Source organism: Streptomyces sp. LBL, from assembly GCF_029893585.1.
In the GTDB taxonomy this organism is placed as follows: Bacteria; Actinomycetota; Actinomycetes; order Streptomycetales; family Streptomycetaceae; genus Streptomyces.
Window position 1 is genome coordinate 144342 of record NZ_JARXYX010000019.1, and the last position, 18096, is coordinate 162437.

The 18096-nt window shown below is 71.0% G+C and carries 15 protein-coding genes and 3 pseudogenes; 7 read left to right on the forward strand and 11 right to left on the reverse strand.

The annotated features are described in order from the left end of the window. Positions 1-55 precede the first annotated feature (55 nt). The gene (locus tag M2271_RS23420; RefSeq protein ID WP_280889259.1) at positions 56-3586 is read right to left on the reverse strand and encodes a BTAD domain-containing putative transcriptional regulator; all 3531 of its coding nucleotides are present in this window, start codon (positions 3584-3586) and stop codon (positions 56-58) included. Between the two features lie 349 nt (positions 3587-3935). Here M2271_RS23420 and M2271_RS23425 point away from each other — a divergent pair, with 349 nt between their 5' ends. Further along, positions 3936-4736 carry a site-2 protease family protein gene (locus M2271_RS23425; RefSeq protein WP_280889260.1) on the forward strand — a complete coding sequence of 267 codons (801 nt, stop codon included), beginning with the start codon at positions 3936-3938 and terminating at the stop codon, positions 4734-4736. Positions 4737-4749: 13 nt separating this feature from the next. Here the strand turns inward: M2271_RS23425 and M2271_RS23430 are convergent, their stop codons facing one another. Genes M2271_RS23430 through M2271_RS23440 form a run of 3 tightly spaced genes read right to left on the reverse strand, consistent with a single transcriptional unit; the run spans position 4750 to position 6820 of the window. Next, positions 4750-4998 (reverse strand): hypothetical protein, encoded by a 249-nt coding sequence (locus tag M2271_RS23430; RefSeq protein ID WP_280889261.1) that lies wholly within the window; start codon positions 4996-4998, stop codon positions 4750-4752. 4 nt (positions 4999-5002) lie between these two features. Then, complete coding sequence (gene npdG / locus M2271_RS23435) at positions 5003-5713, reverse strand: NADPH-dependent F420 reductase (RefSeq protein ID WP_280889262.1); 711 nt, start codon at positions 5711-5713, stop codon at positions 5003-5005. Positions 5714-5746: 33 nt separating this feature from the next. Further along, complete coding sequence (locus tag M2271_RS23440) at positions 5747-6820, reverse strand: sialidase family protein (protein ID WP_280889263.1); 1074 nt, start codon at positions 6818-6820, stop codon at positions 5747-5749. A gap of 106 nt (positions 6821-6926) precedes the next feature. Between M2271_RS23440 and M2271_RS23445 the strand changes: the two genes are divergently transcribed. Together M2271_RS23445 and M2271_RS23450 are read left to right on the forward strand one after the other, a co-directional pair. Next, a complete protein-coding gene (locus M2271_RS23445; RefSeq protein ID WP_280889264.1) occupies positions 6927-7529 on the forward strand; it encodes a hypothetical protein in 603 nt (200 codons plus the stop codon). Between the two features lie 78 nt (positions 7530-7607). Further along, positions 7608-7856: pseudogene (locus M2271_RS23450) on the forward strand (MFS transporter); the annotation flags it as partial. Positions 7857-7890: 34 nt separating this feature from the next. Here M2271_RS23450 and M2271_RS23455 read toward each other — a convergent pair. After that, positions 7891-9525: a hypothetical protein gene (locus M2271_RS23455; RefSeq protein WP_280889265.1), complete on the reverse strand. Its 1635-nt coding sequence runs from the start codon at positions 9523-9525 to the stop codon at positions 7891-7893. A gap of 180 nt (positions 9526-9705) precedes the next feature. Here M2271_RS23455 and M2271_RS23460 point away from each other — a divergent pair, with 180 nt between their 5' ends. Further along, positions 9706-10917: an ROK family transcriptional regulator gene (locus tag M2271_RS23460; RefSeq protein WP_280889266.1), complete on the forward strand. Its 1212-nt coding sequence runs from the start codon at positions 9706-9708 to the stop codon at positions 10915-10917. A 360-nt stretch (positions 10918-11277) separates the two neighbouring features. Here M2271_RS23460 and M2271_RS23465 read toward each other — a convergent pair whose 3' ends face one another. Beyond that, positions 11278-11508, reverse strand: coding sequence for a hypothetical protein (locus tag M2271_RS23465; RefSeq protein WP_280889267.1), 231 nt, complete (start codon positions 11506-11508; stop codon positions 11278-11280). A 60-nt stretch (positions 11509-11568) separates the two neighbouring features. Here M2271_RS23465 and map point away from each other — a divergent pair, with 60 nt between their 5' ends. Further along, positions 11569-12426: a type I methionyl aminopeptidase gene (gene map / locus M2271_RS23470; RefSeq protein ID WP_280889268.1), complete on the forward strand. Its 858-nt coding sequence runs from the start codon at positions 11569-11571 to the stop codon at positions 12424-12426. A gap of 61 nt (positions 12427-12487) precedes the next feature. Here the strand turns inward: map and M2271_RS23475 are convergent, their stop codons facing one another. From M2271_RS23475 to M2271_RS23490, 4 genes and pseudogenes are all read right to left on the reverse strand, one after another. Continuing rightward, positions 12488-13132, reverse strand: a complete 645-nt coding sequence (locus M2271_RS23475) for a PhzF family phenazine biosynthesis protein (RefSeq protein ID WP_280889269.1) — start codon at positions 13130-13132, stop codon at positions 12488-12490. Between the two features lie 230 nt (positions 13133-13362). Next, entirely contained in the window at positions 13363-13647 is a 285-nt protein-coding gene (locus tag M2271_RS42570) for a uracil phosphoribosyltransferase (protein WP_348539185.1), read from the reverse strand. Continuing rightward, positions 13569-14180, reverse strand: a pseudogene (locus tag M2271_RS23485) (AMP-binding protein); the annotation flags it as partial. The pseudogene M2271_RS23485 and the gene M2271_RS42570, both read right to left, overlap by 79 nt. After that, positions 14164-15504, reverse strand: coding sequence for an MFS transporter (locus tag M2271_RS23490; protein WP_280889271.1), 1341 nt, complete (start codon positions 15502-15504; stop codon positions 14164-14166). The gene M2271_RS23490 and the pseudogene M2271_RS23485, both read right to left, overlap by 17 nt. A gap of 133 nt (positions 15505-15637) precedes the next feature. Here M2271_RS23490 and M2271_RS23495 point away from each other — a divergent pair, with 133 nt between their 5' ends. After that, complete coding sequence (locus tag M2271_RS23495) at positions 15638-16309, forward strand: FadR/GntR family transcriptional regulator (RefSeq protein ID WP_280889304.1); 672 nt, start codon at positions 15638-15640, stop codon at positions 16307-16309. 145 nt (positions 16310-16454) lie between these two features. Here M2271_RS23495 and M2271_RS23500 read toward each other — a convergent pair. Beyond that, positions 16455-16631, reverse strand: a pseudogene (locus M2271_RS23500) (phosphoserine transaminase); the annotation flags it as partial. A 278-nt stretch (positions 16632-16909) separates the two neighbouring features. Here M2271_RS23500 and efeO point away from each other — a divergent pair. Next, positions 16910-18052, forward strand: coding sequence for an iron uptake system protein EfeO (efeO, locus tag M2271_RS23505; RefSeq protein ID WP_280889272.1), 1143 nt, complete (start codon positions 16910-16912; stop codon positions 18050-18052). The last annotated feature ends 44 nt before the right edge of the window (positions 18053-18096 follow it).

An 18096-nucleotide genomic window follows, 5' to 3' on the forward strand; every position in this document is an offset into this window, starting at 1 on the left:
CGGCGGTGTACGACGCCTCGGTCACGAGGCGTCGGTGTACGACGTGACGTACGCGTCAGAGCAGGACCAGCGCGGTGGCCTCCCCGGCGGAGAGGGCACCGCCCTCCGCGTACGCCGCCTCGTATGCCTCGTCGCCGAGCACGGCGCGCGTGTGCCGCTCGGCACGGCCGTACACGTCGCGCTCCATGGACGTCACGATGTGCCCGGCCGGCAGCAGCGCCCGCGCGGCGCCGATGCAGCGGGCGCCGTCACCGGCCCGGCGGCCGCCGTCGACCTCGGCGAGACAGATCGCCGAGACGCCCAGGTACAGCGGGCGCATGTGCGGGGCGATGGCCTCCGACAGCGGGTCGGCGGCCCGCTGGAGCGCCTGCCGGATCTTGTCGAAGGCCTCCTCGTAGTTGCCGTCGGCCGCCTCCACCCAGGCCTCGGCGCCGAGGATGAAGGCGTCGAAGACAACGAAGTAGGCGATCTTGAACTCCTCGCGCAGCAACCGCAGTTGCTCGCGCGCCTCCGGGATCCGGCCGGTCGCGACGAGCCGGCTCGCGAGGAACAACCGGGCTGCGGGCATCGCCTCGCCGCCCGCACCGATCGGCTGCTCGATCACCTCGCGCAGAAGCCGCTCACCCCGCTCGGTCTCGCCCCCTTCCACGAGCGCGCCGGCGAGCCGGGCGCCCAGTACCGCCACCTGGGCGCGGGCGCCCAGGCCCTCGGCGTACCCGATCGCCGCCTCGTAGTCGGCGGCGGCGAGCTGGTACGCGCCGATGCGTTCATGGGCCTCGCCGCGCGCGGAGAGCGCCTCGGCGGTTCCCCAGGCGTCGCCGAGGCGGCGGAAGATCTCCAGCGACTCGTCTGCGTCACGGGCCGCGTCGCCCGCCCAGTCGCTGCGGTTGGCGAGGATGTTGGCCCGCATCTGGAGGGTGGTGGCGAGTTCCCACTCCATGCCGGGGGCCGAGCGGCAGGTGCGGACGGAGGCGTCGAGGATCACGACCAGCCGGTCCATGTCGCCGGTCAGCATCACGGCGTAGAACCAGAACATGCCGGGGGTGCGGCAGGTCTGCGGGAGGCCGGGTTCGTAGACCTCGGTGATGAGGCGGAGTTTCTCCTTCGCCCGCGGTGACTCCCATGCCTCCAACTCCGTGTCCATGCAGGCCAGATGGGCGAGATGGACACCGCGCCGCGCCTCGGTGAGGAGTTCCCCGGTGAGCGGGGGCGGCATGTCGGTGCAGCGCTCCCAGAGCGGGGCGGCCTTGCGGACGGGCGCGGTGAACGGGTCGGGGCCCAGGGCCATGACCTCGGCGAGCCAGTTGCGCGCCTCGATGCGCAGGTCGCGCATCTGCCAGTACCAGCACAGCGACAGGACGAGGCAGAGCGCTTCCTGCTCGTCACGCTCGGCGACGGCATGACGCAGAGAGGTGCGGAGGTTCTCGTACTCACGCTCCAGCCGTTCGATGGCGGCGAGTTGACCGAAGCCCCGCAGCAACGGGTCGGTGGTGCGGGCGAGTTCGCGGTAGTGCGTGAGGTGGGCGCGCTCGGCCTCGGCACGCCGGCCGGTCTCGTCGAGCCGTTCGCGCGCGTACTCGGCGACGGTTTCGAGGAGCCGGTAGCGCATCTCCCCGTCACCCGAAGGCGCGGCCACGACCAGTGACTTGTCGACCAGCGAGCCGAGGGCGTCCAGTACGGCCGGCCCGCATACGGCCTCCGCGGCGGCGAGGTCGCAGCCGCCCGCGAACACCGACAACCGTCGCAGGACGTCCCGTTCGCCTTCGTCCAGCAGCTCCCAGGACCAGTCGACGACGGCCCTGAGCGTCTGCTGGCGGGGCAGGACGGTACGGCTGCCGGAGGTGAGCAGACGGAAGCGGTCGTCGAGCCGGTCGGCGATCTGACGGGGCGTCAGCATGCGGAGGCGGGCTGCCGCGAGTTCGATGGCGAGGGGCAGTCCGTCGAGGCGCCGGCAGATCTCCCCGCAGGCGTCGGGGGCGTCCTCGACGCGGAATCCGGGCCGGGCCGCCGCGCCCCGCTCGGCGAACAGTCGCAGCGCGACCGGCTCGGGCAGGGGCTCCACCGGGCGCAGCAACTCCCCCGGTATGCCGAGGGGTTCGCGGCTGGTGGCCAGGACCGTCAGTCCGGGGCAGCGTTCCAGCAGCTCCTGGGCGAGCCGGGCCGCCGCGTCGACGACGTGCTCGCAGTTGTCCAGGATGATCAGCATGCGGCGCCTGCCGCAGTGCTCCGCGAGCCGCTCGACCGGGTCGTCGTGCCGCTCGGCCCCGGCCCGGATCGCCTCGGCACCGGCGCCGTACAACACGGTCTCCCGGGCCCCTAAGGCGGTCAGCACGGCCTCCGGTACGGCTGCCGGGTCGTCGACGGGCGCGAGCTCCGCCAGCCACACCCCGTCCCGCGCCGCGTCCCGCACGGTCTCGGCAGCCTCCTGCGACAACCGCGTCTTCCCGGCCCCACCGGGCCCGAGCAACGTCACCAGCCGCGCCTGGACGAGATCCCCCCGGATTACCTCGATGTCGCTTTCCCGGCCGACGAAGGAGGTGAGACGGGCCCGGAGGTTGCCGGGGTGCGGGGGCGCCCCGGGGGTGAGGGGAGGCGCGAGGGCATGGGGAGGCGCGGAGGCATGAGGAGGCACGGAGGCATGAGGAGGTGCGGAGTTGGGGCCATGCGCGGAGGTGGGGGGCGCGGGCCATGCGGGGGCGTGGGCTGCGCGGGGCTCAACGGCGGGGGATCCGGCGGCGCTGGAGGCGGGGGAGGCGTGAGAGCCGGGGCCGGGGCCGGGAACGGGCGGGACGTGGGAGCCGGGACCGGGGCCGGAACCGGGAACGGGCGGGACGTGGGAGCCGCCCTGCTCCCCGCTCTTCGGCCGCAGCAACTCCCCGTGCAGCGCCCGCAGTTCCGGTCCCGGGTCCGCCCCGAGTTGTTCCGCCAGAAGTCGCCGTACGTCCTCGTAGGCGGCCAGGGCCTCCGCTGTGCGGCCCGTGTCGCGCAGGGCGCCCAGGCGCAGGGCCTGGAGCGACTCGTCCAGGGGGTGGCTGTCGCACAGGGCGGTCAGCTCGGGCAGGGACTGGTCGGCGCGGCCGAGGGCGAGGGCGGCGGTGTGGCGGGCGCGCAGCACGTCCAGGCGCCGGGTCTCCCAGCGGGCCGCCTCGGCGGTGCGGTCGGGGAGGTCGGCGAGAGCAGGGTCGCGCCACAGGGCGAGCGCGTCGTCGAGGACGCCGGCCGCCTTCGCGGGGTCGCCGTCGGCCAGCGCGCGAGTGCCGTCGCCGGCCAGCCGCTCGAAGCGGTGCAGGTCGATGTCGTCCGGCGCGGCGGTGAGGCGGTAGCCGCCGTCCGCCGAGGCGACCGCGTCCGCGCCGAGTGCCCGGCGCAGCCGGCCCACCAGCGCCTGCAGCGCGCCCGTCGCGTCGGCGGGCGAGTCGCCGTCCCACACCTCGTCCACCAGGAGGCTCGCGGGGACCGTGCGGCCGGGCCGCAGGGCGAGCACGGTCAGCAGCGCGCGCAGCCGCGCCCCGCCGACCGGGACGGTCGTACCGTCGGGACGGAGTACCTGGGTGGTGCCGAGGATGCGATAGTGCACGGGGTCCATTGTCTCGGGTGCCGTCGGAGCCGGTCACGGGGTTTTGTCGGCGCGGCGGCCATGAGACCGCAAGGTCGGTACGGTAACCGAAGCGGGCAGAGGCCGGTACGGTACCCAGCCCGACACTGGCCGGTACCGCACCGGAGCCGACACCGGCCGGTACGGCACCGAAGCCGACAGAGGCCGGTGCCGAAAGCGAGGAGCCGACGGCCGCGCACGCCTCCACCGCCGCGCACACCTTCCACCGCCGCGCACGCCTACCGTCGCCGCGGAACCCCCGGCCACCCCCGAGACGTTTCCCCCGTACGCCCGGTACGGTCGGGCAGTCCCACTGTGCGCACGACTGTCAGGGAGCCCCATGACCACCGCCACCACCCGTCACAGCGATCGGCGGATCAGTCCCGTCTTCCTCGGGATCCTCGCCGTCACGGCGGTCACCGGCTGGGCCACCTGGACCGGGTTCGCCGCGCAGCCCGGAGTGGCCGTGTTCCTGTTCGTGACGGCGGCGTGGATCGTCTCGCTCTGTCTGCACGAGTACGCGCACGCGCGCACCGCCCTGCACAGCGGCGACATCACGGTCGGCGACAAGGGCTACCTCACGCTGAACCCGCTGAAGTACACCCATGCCCTGCTCAGCATCGTGCTCCCCGTCATCTTCGTGATCATGGGGGGCATCGGTCTGCCCGGTGGTGCCGTCTTCATCGAGCGGGGGCGGATCCGGGGCCGGTGGCGGCACAGTGTCATCTCGGCGGCCGGGCCCCTGACGAACGTCCTGTTCGCGATCGTCTGCACGGCCCCGTTCTGGCTGGACGCGCTGGACGGCGTGCCGGCGGACTTCCGGTTCGCGCTGGCCTTCCTCGCCCTGCTCCAGGTCTCTGCCGCGCTCCTGAACTTCCTGCCGGTGCCGGGTCTGGACGGTTACGGGGTGATCGAGCCCTGGCTGTCGTACAAGATCAAGCGCCAGGTGGAGCCGTTCGCGCCGTTCGGTCTGCTGTTCGTGTTCGCGCTGCTGTGGCTGCCCGCGGTCAACGGCGTCTTCTTCGACGTGATCGACGCGATCCTGAAGAGCCTCGGGATCAGCGATCTGGACACGTACTGCGGCCAGGAGTTCTACCGCTTCTGGCAGGGGACGAACGAGTTCTGCTCGGTCAACGGGTGACGGCCTTCCGGTCTCAGCGGGTGACGGCCTTCCGCACCTTCTCGCGCTTCACGTAGTACCAGCACATGTTGGACGAGAGGCCCGCGAGCAGCACCCACACGATCCCGAGAAGGTTGCCCTGCATGAAGGAGACGACCGCCGCGGCGACGGCGAGGACGCAGACGACAAGGGCGTAGAGGGCCAGGCGGGGCATGCGGGGATTCTCCTGTCGGGGGACACGGATACCGGGGGACACAAGGCGGTGAGGACCAGTGTCCCCCATCCCCTCACACGTCCGTGACCCGCAGTCCCGCGTGCGCCTTGTAGCGGCGGTTCACCGAGATCAGGTTGGCGACCAGCGACTCCACCTGGTGGGCGTTGCGCAGCCGCCCCGCGAAGACGCCGCGCATGCCCGGGATGCGGCCGGCCAGTGCCTGGACGATCTCCACGTCCGCGCGGACCTCACCGAGCACCATGACGTCCGTGTCGATCTCGTCGATCTCCGGGTCCTGGAGGAGGACGGCCGACAGGTGGTGGAAGGCGGCGGTGACCCGGGAGTCGGGCAGCAGGGCGGCGGCCTGCTGGGCGGCGCTGCCCTCCTCCGGCTTGAGCGCGTAGGCGCCCTGCTTGTCGAAGCCGAGCGGGTTGACGCAGTCCACGACGAGCTTGCCGGCCAGTTCCGCGCGCAGGGACTCCAGGGTCTTGCCGTGGCCGTCCCAGGGCACGGCGACGATCACGAGGTCGCTGCGGCGGGCGGTCTCGGCGTTGTCGGCGCCCTCGACGCCGTGCCCGAGCTCCTCGGCGGCGGCCTGGGCGCGGTCGGCGGCGCGCGAGCCGATGATCACCTTCTGGCCGGCCCTGGCGAGCCGGTAGGCGAGGCCCTTGCCCTGCGGGCCGGTGCCGCCGAGCACGCCGACGACGAGCCCGGAGACGTCGGGGAGGTCCCACGGGTCCTTGGCGGGGGCCTTCTGTGCACTCTCGGTATCGGTAGAGGTCATGGGCCGACTTTACGTCCGTCGCGCCCGCCTCGGTCAGGTGAGCCGTGTCACGGGGATCCGCCGGAAGACGATCCTCTCGTACGCCCCGAAGTCGCCGGTCTCGTGGAGGAGTCCGACGGTGTCGGCGTCGACGCGGACCAGGTCGGAGTAGGCGGCAGGGAGGCCGTCGGCTGTGTGGACGGGGCGCCAGGTGGTGCCGCCGTCGGTGGAGGCGCGGATCGTCATCAGCGCCCGGCCGGTGGGGAGGGCCGGCCCGGAGAAGAGAAGCACGTCGGGGGCGCGGAGCTGGAGGAGGCTGCCCTCGCAGACGGGACCGTCGAGACCGGCCTGCGGGCGGAAGGGGTACGTCAGGGTCTTTCCGCCGTCCTCGGAGTGGGCGTCGGCCCGGTTGCCCGGCGAGGTGGAGTCGGTGCGGGTGTTGAAGTAGACGCGGCCGTCGGGGAGTTCGGCGGCGGTGGTCTCGTTGACGTTGACGTAGCCGTCGGTGTTCTCGTCCAGGTAGCCGAGGGACCAGGTCTCGCCCCGGTCGTCGCTGAGCAGGCAGTGGCCGCCGTTGTACTTGGCCTCGTCGCCCACGTCGGTGCCGGTGGGCGGGAGGGTGTGGTTGGCGGGGACGACGATCCGGCCGGTGCTCAGCTGGATCGCGTGACCGGGGGTGGTGGCGTACCAGCGCCAGCCGGGCCGCTTCACCTGGCCGGTGATCTCCCGGGGCGTGGACCAGGTGGCACCGTCGTCGTCGCTGTGCCGCACCCACACCCGGCGGCCGTCGGCCTCCGGGACCTCGCCGCGCAGCAGGGCGGCCTCGGAGGCGCCTGCGGCGGAGCGGACGTGGACGAGCAGGATCCGGCCGGTGTCGAGGACGACGGGGGCGGGGTTGCCCGCGAGGTCGGTGCCGTTGTCGGCGGCGACCCGCAAGGGGCCCCAGGTGCGGCCGCCGTCCGTGGAGCGCTTCACGACGATGTCGATATGTCCCCAGTCGCGGCCGGAGTCGACCCGGCCCTCGCAGAAGGCGAGGAGGGTACCGGCGGCGGTCACGACGACCGCCGGGATACGGAAGCCGGCGTAGCCCTCGTGGCCCGCACGGAAGGGGACGGTGATGGTCGGCATGGTGGCGCTCCTCCTGAGGGACGGTCGGTCGGCTTTCTTCCCGAGTCGGGCGAATTCGGGGTGAACCGCGTGTAACGAACCGTCAATTACGGCAGGATGCGGACGTATGGATGCCGTACGGGTCGCATTGTTGCGCGAAGTGCTCGCCGGGACCGAGTGGTTGGGCGCCACCCGCCGGTTCGCGGGGGCGCTGCGGGGGGCCGTGGTGTCGCACGGCGGGGGTCTGCTGCTGGTGGGCACGGCGCAGTACGAGCCGTGGCATCTCGCGGCCCATCTGGTCGACGAGGCGGCGTGGTCGGGCATGCCGGAGCTGGCGCCGACGCTCGTCCGCCATGACGCGCGCCCATCGGATCCGGCGCACCTCGCGGTCGGGCCGGGCAGGCTCGCCGCGGCGCGCCGGGGTGAGACGCTGCTGGTGGTGTCACCGGACGAGCCGGGCGCCGAGCTGCTGGAGCGGGTGCACGACGCCCGCCGGGCCGGGGCCACGGTACTGGCGCTCGGCGACGGCGGGAACGAACTGTCGACGATGTCGCACGAGGCGCTGCGCGTGCCGGACGGGGCGGAGCTGGACCTGGACACGGTCCAGCACCTGGTGAGCGCGGCGGCCGGGGAGAACGCGGTGCCGGTGCCACGGGGGCGCCGGCGTTTCCGGGACCGGCTGTCCCACCTGGCGGAAACCCTGACGGCCCCGCCCCCGCCCCGCTGGTGACCCGCGCCCGTGGCCCCGAACTGCGGTGGTGCGAAAAGCAGTTGCCCGTGAGTGGCCCGCGTCCGACCATGACCCCTCGTGACCGATGACTCCCCCACGCCTCCCGTTCCCGTCGACGCCCCGCCGTCCGGGCTCCGTGCTCTCCTCCCCGATCTCGCCCCCTGGCGGGCATCCCTCGACTTCCGGCGGCTGTGGTTCTCGGGGCTGATCTCGAACTTCGGGACGTTCCTGACGTTCGTGGCACTTCCGGTGCAGCTGAAGGATCTGACCGGGTCGGCCGCCGCGGTGGGGGCGATCGGGGCGGTGGAGCTGGTGCCGCTGGTGGTGTCCGGGCCCCTGATCGAAACGCGGACGAGGAGCGTCAGCCGACGTGGACCGCGGCGACGCCTTCGGGGGGCAGGGTGAGGGTGAACCGGGCGACACCGGTACCGCGGTCGGACTTGAGCTCCAGGGGCCGGTCGTCGACCTCGCTCGCCTTCTCGATGTCGTGCAGCTGCCGGCGGGTCGGATACTCCGGCGAGCCGAGCTCCACCCACTCCCGGTAGGGGTTGGTGTGGTCCTCGTCGATCCGCCGGACTCGTGCCCGGGCCCCGGCCCGCACGCCGCGCAGGGTGACGGTGAGGGTCGCGGGCCGCGCCGGGACGGAGGCGCTGCCGTCGCCGGTGGCGAGGGCGTGGTTGTACAGCAGGACGTCGACACCGCCGCGCACGCCGCCGGTGACCGCGAGCCCGCCCACCGTGTCCGGGGCGCCCGCCAGGGTCAGTGGCACGCGGTGCTCGCCCACCGTGTGCAGGATCTGCAGCAGGCGGTAGGCGGGCTTCTTGACGCCGTGGATGGTCCGCAGCCCGAACCCGCCGTGGAACGGCTTGTCGGCCTGACCCATCTCCTCGTAGATGTCGGTGAACGACCAGTAGGCCAGCGCGTCGACGACCCCGACGGTCTCGGTGATCGTGCGCAGGAAGCTCGCCGCCGCGTCGGACCGGTCCAGGACGGGGTTTCCGATGTCGGAGGTGACGTTGGTCTCGGAGATGTAGAGCGGAAGGCCGGACGGCGTGTCGGCGCGGTTCTGCTTGAAGAACGACGCCGGGCCCTGGGGCCCCGTTCCCGTGTCGCTCTCGTAGCCGTGGGCGCTGCCGAAGTCGACCGGGACATCCTTGTCGGTGGCCCACTGCATGAACTCCCGGTAGTACCGCACACCCGGCGAACGGGGCGGCCCGAAGCTCAGCTGTCCGGCCGAGGTGGCCGGGCCACCGACCCGGAGGCTCGCGTCGACGTTCTTGATGGCCTCCGCGGCGTACTGGTAGAGCCTGAAATAGGCTTGCTGGTCCCCGTTGAAGAACACGGACAGGTTCGGCTCGTTCCACACCTCGAACGGCCACTTGCGGACCTCGCTGAGGCCGTACCGGTCCACCATGTGTCGCGCGAAGTCGCCGACGACCTTGCCCCAGAGCGCGTAGTCCTTCGGCTCCATCTGGTTGAAGTCGTACAGCATGAGGCTGAACGGCGGGGCGGACGCCTGAAGACTGGCAGGCATGCTGCTCAGCTCGACGAACGGGTGCATGCCGCGATCCACGAGAGCGTCGTAGATCTGGTCGATGTTGAAGAACGAGTAGTCGTCGTTCGAGAACGCCGGATTCCTCGGCCGTCCGTTCACGGTCGGGGAGTAGGTACTCATCGAAGTGTTGAGGGCACCGTGGACGCGGAGCGACTCGAAGCCCAGCTCGTCGTGGCAGTCGAACAGCTGGTCCTGGTAATCGCGTCTCAGCGCCTGCTTGGCCCAGTCACCGCTGACGACGCGCTCCCACACGTGAGGGAACGGCGACGTCGGCCGCGTGAGGTCCACGGCGGCCGAAGCGGCGGTGGACGAGGTGTCGGCCGCCGCCGCGGGGCCGGCGTCGAGCAGTTCCGAGCCCAGGACCGTACCGGCCGTGGCCGCACCGGTGAGGAGGATCTGGCGCCGCGTGGGCCCAGTTGAGCGGGCGTGGGGTTCGGTCATGGCTCTCCTCGACGTGCACGGGGAACGGACAGGCGGGCTCGCGCTGTTCACCGGGTCTTTGGCGGCGCGTGATCACACGGAGGAAAAGTAGACGTCTCCCGGGGCTCCGATACAACGAGTCGACCATTGCGGTTCGGATTAATATTCGCGGAATCGGCTGTAAAGCCATACGGTGCGGCCGTGACGGTGAATCACGGCCCGGCGGGCCCACGCGGTGCCGAGCGGAGTGTCGTTGAGCTGCTCGGCCGGCACGAGGCTCTCACCCGCTCCCAGCTCGCCCGGCTCGCACAGCTGCCGCTCTCCACGGTCGCCGGGGCAACGGCCCGGCTCCTGGCGCGCGGACTGCTTCAGGAGGCACCCGGCCCCGCGGCAAAGGAGGCGCGCGGGCGAGGCCGCCCCGCCGCCGGGCTACGGCTGGCCAGGCACGCCTCCCTCGTCGGCGCGGTCGTCATCACGCACCGCGTCGCCCGCGCCGGGCTCGTGTCCACCGAAGGCAAGGTGCTCGGGCGGGTCGAGACACCGTACGACTGGATGCAGTGCCCCGACATCGTCGCCGAATCCGTCCGGTTGCTGGCCAGGGCCCGCGACGACGCACGCAGTACGGCGCCCATGAGTGGCGTGGTGCTCGGTCTGCCGGTGCCCTACCGGCAGGGGGCCGGACTGTCGATGCTCGCGCCGGCACCCGACCCGGTACCCGCGGACCGCCCGCCCATGTCCGCGTGGCTGTTCAGGGATGTGGCACCGGATCTGACCAGGGCCTTCGGCGTACCCGCGAGCGTCGACAACGTGTGCAACCTCGCCGCCCTCGGCGAGCTGGCGTTCGGCGCGGCACGAGGGCGTCGGCACGTGATCCACCTGCATCTGGTCACCGGAATGGGCGCGGGGCTCATCGTCAACGGGCAGCTCGTGCGCGGAGCGAACGGCCTGGCCGGCGAACTGTCCCATCTCCACGTCGACTCCGCCGGCCCCATGTGCCGCTGCGGTGCCCGCGGATGTCTCGGTGTGGTCGCCACCACCGATCACCTCCTCGAAGCCGCCCGCCCGCTGTTCGGCCCCGACGTGAGCATCTACGACGTCCTCGGGCTCGCCGCACAGGGCGAGGCGACCGTCCGCCGTGTCCTTGACGACTTCGGCCGCCTCGTCGGAAGTCACCTCGCCCCCGCCTGCGTGATGCTCAACCCCGAGATGATCGTCGTGGACGGCACGCTCGGACCCGCCGCCGCTCCCGTCATCGAGGGTCTCCACGACGGGCTGCGCAGGCATATGCCCGCCGGCGCCTACCGCGCGCTGACCCTCACCCTCGGCCGGCTCGCCGACGACGCCGAGCTCCTCGGAGCCGCGCACCTGGCACGAACCACGAATGCGGCCGCCCGCGGGCTCATGCTCCCGTAGCGCCGGCCCCCAGCGGGAAGTGGCACAGGCCCCGGTGCGGTTCCTGCCCGGAGTCCGCCGTGCTTCCGCGGGTGACGGTCACAGGAGCGTGCTCGGCGCACCGGGCCTCGCTCTTCCAGCAGCGGGTGCGGAACCGGCAGCCGGACGGAATGTCGTACGGGGAGGGGGTTTTCCCGCGCAGTTGGATCTCCTCGTCGTGCGCCGTCCCGGAAAGTCGAGGGTGGGCGCGGCCGACATCAGGGCGGCGGTGCAGGGGTGCACCGGCCGGTCGAAAACGAGCACGCGGTGCGGCTGCGTGAACAGCGTGCGGCAGCCGCACCGGCCGAGGCCGCGTAGCCGGAAGGGATGCTCCTATGGCGGTCAGTCGTCGTCCCGGCCCGCCGCAGGGGCGTCGTGCCACTTGGGGTCGTTCTCCCATTCGACGTTGCGCTCGCGGGCCGTCGCCATCGCGTGCTCGGCCTCCTCGCGGGAGGCGTACGGACCGAAGCGGTCCTTGGCCGGACACTCCGGCCCCTCCTCCACCTTCTTGTGCTCCAGGCAGTAGTACCACTCGCCCGGCTTGCCGACCGTGCGCTTCTTGAACAGGGCCATGAGCGGCTCTCCTTTCGCCACGGACATGGTGCCCCACGTCCGCTGGTTAGACTCGCTGGCATGTCTGGCCAGTCGCTGCTCGTACCAGGGGAGCTGTCTCCCACCCGTTCCGTACCCGGAAACATCCGTCGGCCCGAGTACGTGGGCAAGCCGGCGCCGGCGCCGTACACCGGACCGGCGGTGCAGACACCCGAGACGATCGAGGCGATGCGCGTCGCGGGCCGGATCGCGGCGCGGGCGATGGCGGAGGCCGCGAAGCTGATCGTGCCCGGGGTCACGACCGACGAGCTGGACCGGGTGGCGCACGCGTACATGTGCGACCACGGCGCCTACCCGTCCACGCTGGGCTACCGCGGTTTCCCGAAGTCGCTGTGCACCTCGGTCAACGAGGTCATCTGCCACGGGATCCCGGACTCGACGGTGCTGCGGGACGGTGACATCGTCAACCTGGACGTGACCGCGTACATCGGCGGGGTGCACGGCGACAACAACGCGACGTACCTGGTCGGGGACGTCGACGACGAGAGCCGGCTGCTGGTGGAACGGACCCGGGAGTCCCTCGACCGCGCGATCAAGGCGGTCAGGCCGGGCCGGCAGATCAACATCATCGGCAGGGTCATCGAGTCGTACGCGAAGCGGTTCGGGTACGGAGTGGTGCGGGACTTCACCGGCCACGGCATCAACTCCTCCTTCCACTCCGGTCTGATCGTCCCGCACTACGACAGCCCGCACGCGACGACCGTCATCCAGCCCGGGATGACCTTCACGATCGAGCCGATGCTGACGCTCGGGACGCACGAGTACGACATGTGGGACGACGGCTGGACGGTCCTGACCAAGGACCGGAAGCGGACCGCCCAGTTCGAGCACACGCTGGTGGTGACGGAGTCGGGGGCGGACATTCTGACCCTGCCGTAGCCCTGCCGTAGCCCAGCCGTGGTGTTCCCGCGGCCCAGCGGTAGCACCGCCGCCGTGCTTTTTACCGTTCCAGTAGGACGCGGCCTCCGACCTCCACCCAACCGCCCGGCTGCGGAGCCGTCAGGATCTGTGAACCCGCGCCCTGCGTGATGTTCAGGGCGCGGCCCAGTCGGTCGGTGAGGAGCAGGGCCGCCGCGCCGGTCGCCTCGTCCTCCTCGATGCCGTCGTCGCGGCCGGGGAAGGCACGGGCCCGGACCCGGCCGGCGGCCTCGTCCTCCCAGGCCCAGGCGTAGACCCACTCCCCCGGCGGCGGGAACGGCAGGTCGTCGACCTCTGCGGCGGTGGCGTACCGGCGCAGCGTGCGCGGCGGGACCCACTCGGCGCGGGCCTCGATCCAGCTGAACTCGCCGTCCAGGCGGGTGCCGACGACTCCGGCCGGGGTGATCAGTTCGGGCACGTCGAGGAGCCAGGCCGTGCCGACGCAGGGGTGACCGGCGAAGGGCAGCCGCAGGGTGGGGGTGTAGATGTCGATGACCCCGCGCTCGGGGTCGTCCACGAACACGGTCTCGCTGAAGCCGAGCTTTCCGGCGAACGTCTGCCGCTCCGCCGGGTCGGGCATGACGGAGCCCTCACGGACGACGCCGAGTTCGTTGCCGTATCCACCGTTCGCTCCGCAGAAGACGCGGAGTACGTCGTAGTCAGTCACGCGGGCATTGTGCCCTGCCTGGGAGGGCCCAGCCGGCTACCGTCTGTGTGCCGCGGTTTCTGCTCGGTCTGTCGGACCGGCAGCCGGTCGGGGACGTGTGGCCCCTTCTCAGCTCTGCAAGGGCGCCGGGTATGAGGTTTACGGCGACCTGACGGAGCATGCCACCGGAGTCCGGAGTCCGGTGAGGAGTGCCTCGCCTGACTCCGGTGCCTACCGGCCTCTTCCGGTGCCTAGCGGTTCGTTCCGAAGTAGCGGTCGCCGAAGTCGCCTATACCGGGGAGCATGTACGCGTCCTCGCTCAGCCCCTCATCGATGGCGGACGTCACGATCCGGACCCCGGGGTAGCGCTCGCACACGGCGGTGATGCCCTCCGCCACGGTGATGAAGTTGACGAAGACGATGTGCTCCTCCGGTACGCCGAGCTCGCGCAGGACCTCGTGCCGATCGGCATGGTGCGGGGTCCGTCGTCCACCGCCGTACGGTCCACGACGAAGGCCGAGGCGTTGATCGTGCACTCGGTCGGGCCGTAGAGGTTGACCAGGCGGGCCGTCGGCATGGTGTCGAGGCACTGGGCGGCGAGGGTCCGGGAGAGTGCCTCACCGCCGCTGAATATGTGGCGCAGGGACCGGCAGGCGGAGAGGTTCTCGGTGTCGAGGAGCGCCTGGAGGAGGGTGGGGACGCACTGGAGCGTGGTCACGCCGTGCCGCTGGATCGTGGCGATGATCGCCTCGGGGTCGCGGTAGACGCCGGACGCTCCCATCACGACGGTGCTTCCGCAGGCGGGGGCGAGAATCTCCCACTGCGCCGCGTCGAAGCTCATGGGGGTCTTCTGGAGAATGATCTCGCTGTCGTCGATTCCGCGGTCGTCGTGCAGCCAGCGCATCTGACTGACGACGCTCCGGTGCTCGACCATCACACCCTTCGGCTTTCCGGTGCTGCCGGAGGTGTAGATGACGTAGGCGAGGTCCTCTGTATTGAGGTGCACCGTCTCGAAAAACGGTTTTTCTGGAGCGGGAGGAGTCTTTTTCTTTTCAGCCGATCTGGCGATTGCGGCCCGCCAGCAGGCCTGCCGCGATCTGGACCAGGGTCAGCAGGAGGATGAAGGCCAGGGGCAGCCGCCAGCCGTCGGAGCGGTCGTAGAGAACGCCCACGACGACGGGTCCGGGAATCGACAACAGATAACCGAAGCCCTGTACGAAGCCAGAGAGCCGCACGACGGCGGCGGCGTCCCGGCCGCGCATGCCGATCATGGTCAGGGCCAGCGGGAAGGAGCAGTTGGCCACGCCCAGGAGGAGCGCCCAGAGCCAGGGTGCGGCAGCCGGATCGACCCACAGCCCGGTGAATCCGGCCAGGCCGCACGCGCCGATCGCCGCCGCGATCCCGCTCTGGTGACGCAGCTTCCCGGCCATCGCCGACAGGGCGAAGGACAGGGGTACGCCGAGCAGGGAGGTGCCCGAGAAGAGCAGGCCCGCGGTCTGGGCGGAGAGCCCGGCGTCGCGGAAGATCTGGGGCAGCCAGCCGATGATGATGTACGCGGAGCTGGCCTGGAGTCCGAAGTAGGCGGTGAGCGCCCAGGCGGTGCGGTTCCGGGAGAGCCGGACCCGGGGAGGGAGTTGCGGGTTCTGCGGGTGCTCTGGGTGCTCTGGGTTCTGCGGGTCGTGCCGGTTGTTCGCGGCCACCGGCTCCGCTCCCGGTGGCCGTCGGCGGCGGGCGAGGGCCAGCCAGGGGGGTACGGCCATGACGGCCAGGACCGACCAGGCTCCCAGGCCGTACCGCCAGTTGCCGCCGAACGCCTCGGTCAGCGGGACGGTCGCGGCGGCAGCGGACGAGGCGCCGACGTTCAGCGCCATGGAGTACACGCCGGTCATCGCGCCCACCCGGTCGGGGAAGCGCTCTTTGACGACGCCCGGGAGCAGCACGTTGGCGATGGCGATGCCGGCGAGCGACAGGGCGGTCAGCGCGACGAACAGGGCGGGGTCGGCGGCGAACGGCCGCAGCGCGAGGCCGGCCGTCAGCACCGTACCGGCGACGGCGATGGCACCGGCCGCGCCGTAACGCCGGGCCAGGGCCGGGGCTGTGGAGCCGATCAGGGCGAAGCACGCGGCGGGGATGGAGGTGAGGGCTCCGCTCAGAGTGCCGCTCATGGACAGGCTGTCGCGCACCTCTTCGAGAACCGGCCCCAGGCTGGTGACCCCCGGCCGCAGGTTGAGTGCCGCTAGGACGAGCGCCGCCACCGCCAGTCCTCGCATCTCCCGGGAAGCCCGGGGGGTGCGCGAGGTGCGGGGGGTGGGAGACGTGGGGGAGGTGCTGACGGGGGTGTTCTGGTCGGGGCCAGGGTGCGAGGCGTGCCTGTTGAGCTCACTCTTCGACATAGGACCCATCGTAGACTCATCCCATGACTCGATGTCTAGTGGTTCGGCAGTAGATTCATGGATTCATGGGATGAGTCTTAGGTGGGTCCACTGGTCCACTCAAGAAGAACTGTCATAGACTGATGGGATGACCATGGATCCCATCCGCCGCCAGGCGCTTTCCGACCAGGTGATCACCCGACTGCGACGGCAGATCACCTCCGGGGCCTGGCCCGTGGGCTCACGCATCCCGACCGAGTCGGAGCTCGTCGATCAGCTCGGCGTGGCCCGGAACACCGTGCGGGAGGCCGTCCGGGCCCTCGCGCACACCGGTCTGCTGGAAATCCGCCACGGCTCCGGGTCCTACGTGAAGGCGACCAGCGAACTCGCCGGCATGATGCGGACCCGCTTCGAAAGGGCCCGGACGGAGGACGTCACCGACGTCCGCAGCGCCCTGGAGATCCGGGCGGCGCGGCTGGCCTGTGCCCGCCGCACCCCGGAGGATCTGGAACGGCTCGAACTCGTCCTGGGGCAGCGGCAGCAGGCGTGGTCGACCGGAGACCGGCTCGGCTTCGCGAACGCGGACGTCGCCTTCCACCTGGCCGTCGTCAGCGCGTCCCACAACACCGTGCTGGCCGAGTTGCACGCGGACCTCGGTGAGCTGATCCGGGACTCGCTGCTGGACCACTTCGGCGACACGCTGCGCCCCGAGCAGTTCCAGGACCACGCCCGTCTCGTCGAGGCGATCCGCGAACGCGACAGCGACCGGGCGGCGTACGAGTCCGGCTCCTACATGGACTGCGCTCCCGCCGAGAAGTACGAGTAACGGTCGGAGCGACGGTCACGCTTCTTCCTGCGGCTACGACGACGGGGGCGCCCGGTGATCAACACCGGGCGCCCCGTCCTCGTACGGGAAGCGGTGAGAGCTTCTCGATCACGTGGTCGACGCACTTCGTCAGCGCCTCGACGTTCTGCGGGGCGAAGCAGTACACGTCGGTCTCCGCGATGTCGACGGGCAGACCGCCGGCGCCGGAGGTGGCGTCCACGAGGACGAGGGAGCCGTCGTCGGCACCCGGTACGCGCTTGACGGGAGCGACACCGGTGGACCTCTCGTTGTGGGTGAAGGCGTACACGTCGACGCCCGCCTCGATCCGATGGCCGCCGCCCGCTACGACCGGCGACGAGCCGACGGAGACCGCCACACAGCCGCCCAGATCAACCGCATCGGATGCCTTGACCATCGCTTGACCATTCCATGAGATCCATTTTTGGCCACCGTGATCGATTCGTGCCCATACAGCATTCATGAGAGGTGAATCACCGCTTGGGCGGGTACGAGTAAGGAAAACCTTAGATATGTTAGGCGAGCCTCACCTTATGTGAGGCTCGTCACGCGTTCCTTTTCGGCCATTCCTTTGGAGCCTGCATGCGAGCCGTCAGATTCTCCGCCCTCACCGCCGCCGCCACCGCGGCGGCGCTCGCCGCGGTCACGGGGTGCACCGAGAAGAGCGGGTCGGCGGACGGCGACCGGGTCATCAAGGTGACGGCGACGGACGACAAGTGCGAGGTGTCGAAGAAGGAGTTCCCGGCCGGGCACCTCGAACTCGCCATCGAGAACAAGGGCTCGAAGGTCACCGAGGTCTACGTCCTCTTTCCGGACGACCGCATCGTCACCGAGCGGGAGAACATCGGCCCCGGCACCAAGCAGAAGATCACCGCCGAGGTGAAGGCGGGCGACTACCGGATCGCCTGCAAGCCCGGCATGAAGGGCGACGGCATCCGACAGGACGTCAAGGCCACCGGCGGCAAGGTCACCCAGCGCGACCCCCGCCTGGACAAGGCCGTCGCCGCCTACCGCACCTACGCGCAGGAACAGGCCGACGAGACGCTGCCCAAGGCCGAGGCGTTCGCCAAAGCGGTCGAGGACGGCGACATCGAGGCCGCGAAGAAGGCCTACGCGCCCTCCCGCATCGGCTGGGAGCGCACCGAGCCCATCGCCGAGTCCTTCGGTGACATCGACCCGAAGGTCGACGTCCGCGCCGACGGCCTGGAGGGCGGCCAGAAGTGGACCGGCTGGCACCGGCTGGAGAAGGCACTCTGGCAGGACAAGAAGATCGGCGCCGAGGAGAAGACCCTCGCCGGCAAGCTGATCACCGACCTGACGGACTGGCAGAAGCGGGTCGGCACGGCCCAGATCACCCCGACCTCCATGGCCAACGGCGCCAAGGAACTGCTCGACGAGGTCGCCACCGGCAAGGTCACGGGCGAGGAGGAGCTCTACTCCCACACCGACCTCGTCGACTTCAAGGCCAATGTCGAGGGCGCCCAGAAGTCGTACGCACTGCTGAAGCCGGTCGCCAAGGAGAACGATTCCGCGCTCGCCACCGAGCTGGACAAGCAGTTCGCCGCGCTGAACACGCTGCTGGACAAGTACCGCGCCGACCCGTCGTCCTACGACTTCGTCTCGTACGACAAGGTCGCCGACGGTGCTCGCAAGAAGCTGTCGGACCAGGTCAACGCGCTCGCGGAGCCGCTGTCCAAGCTCGCCGCCGCGGTCGCGACGTCGTAGTGGAGAACGGGACCAGGGGACCAGGGGACGTAAGGGGCACCACC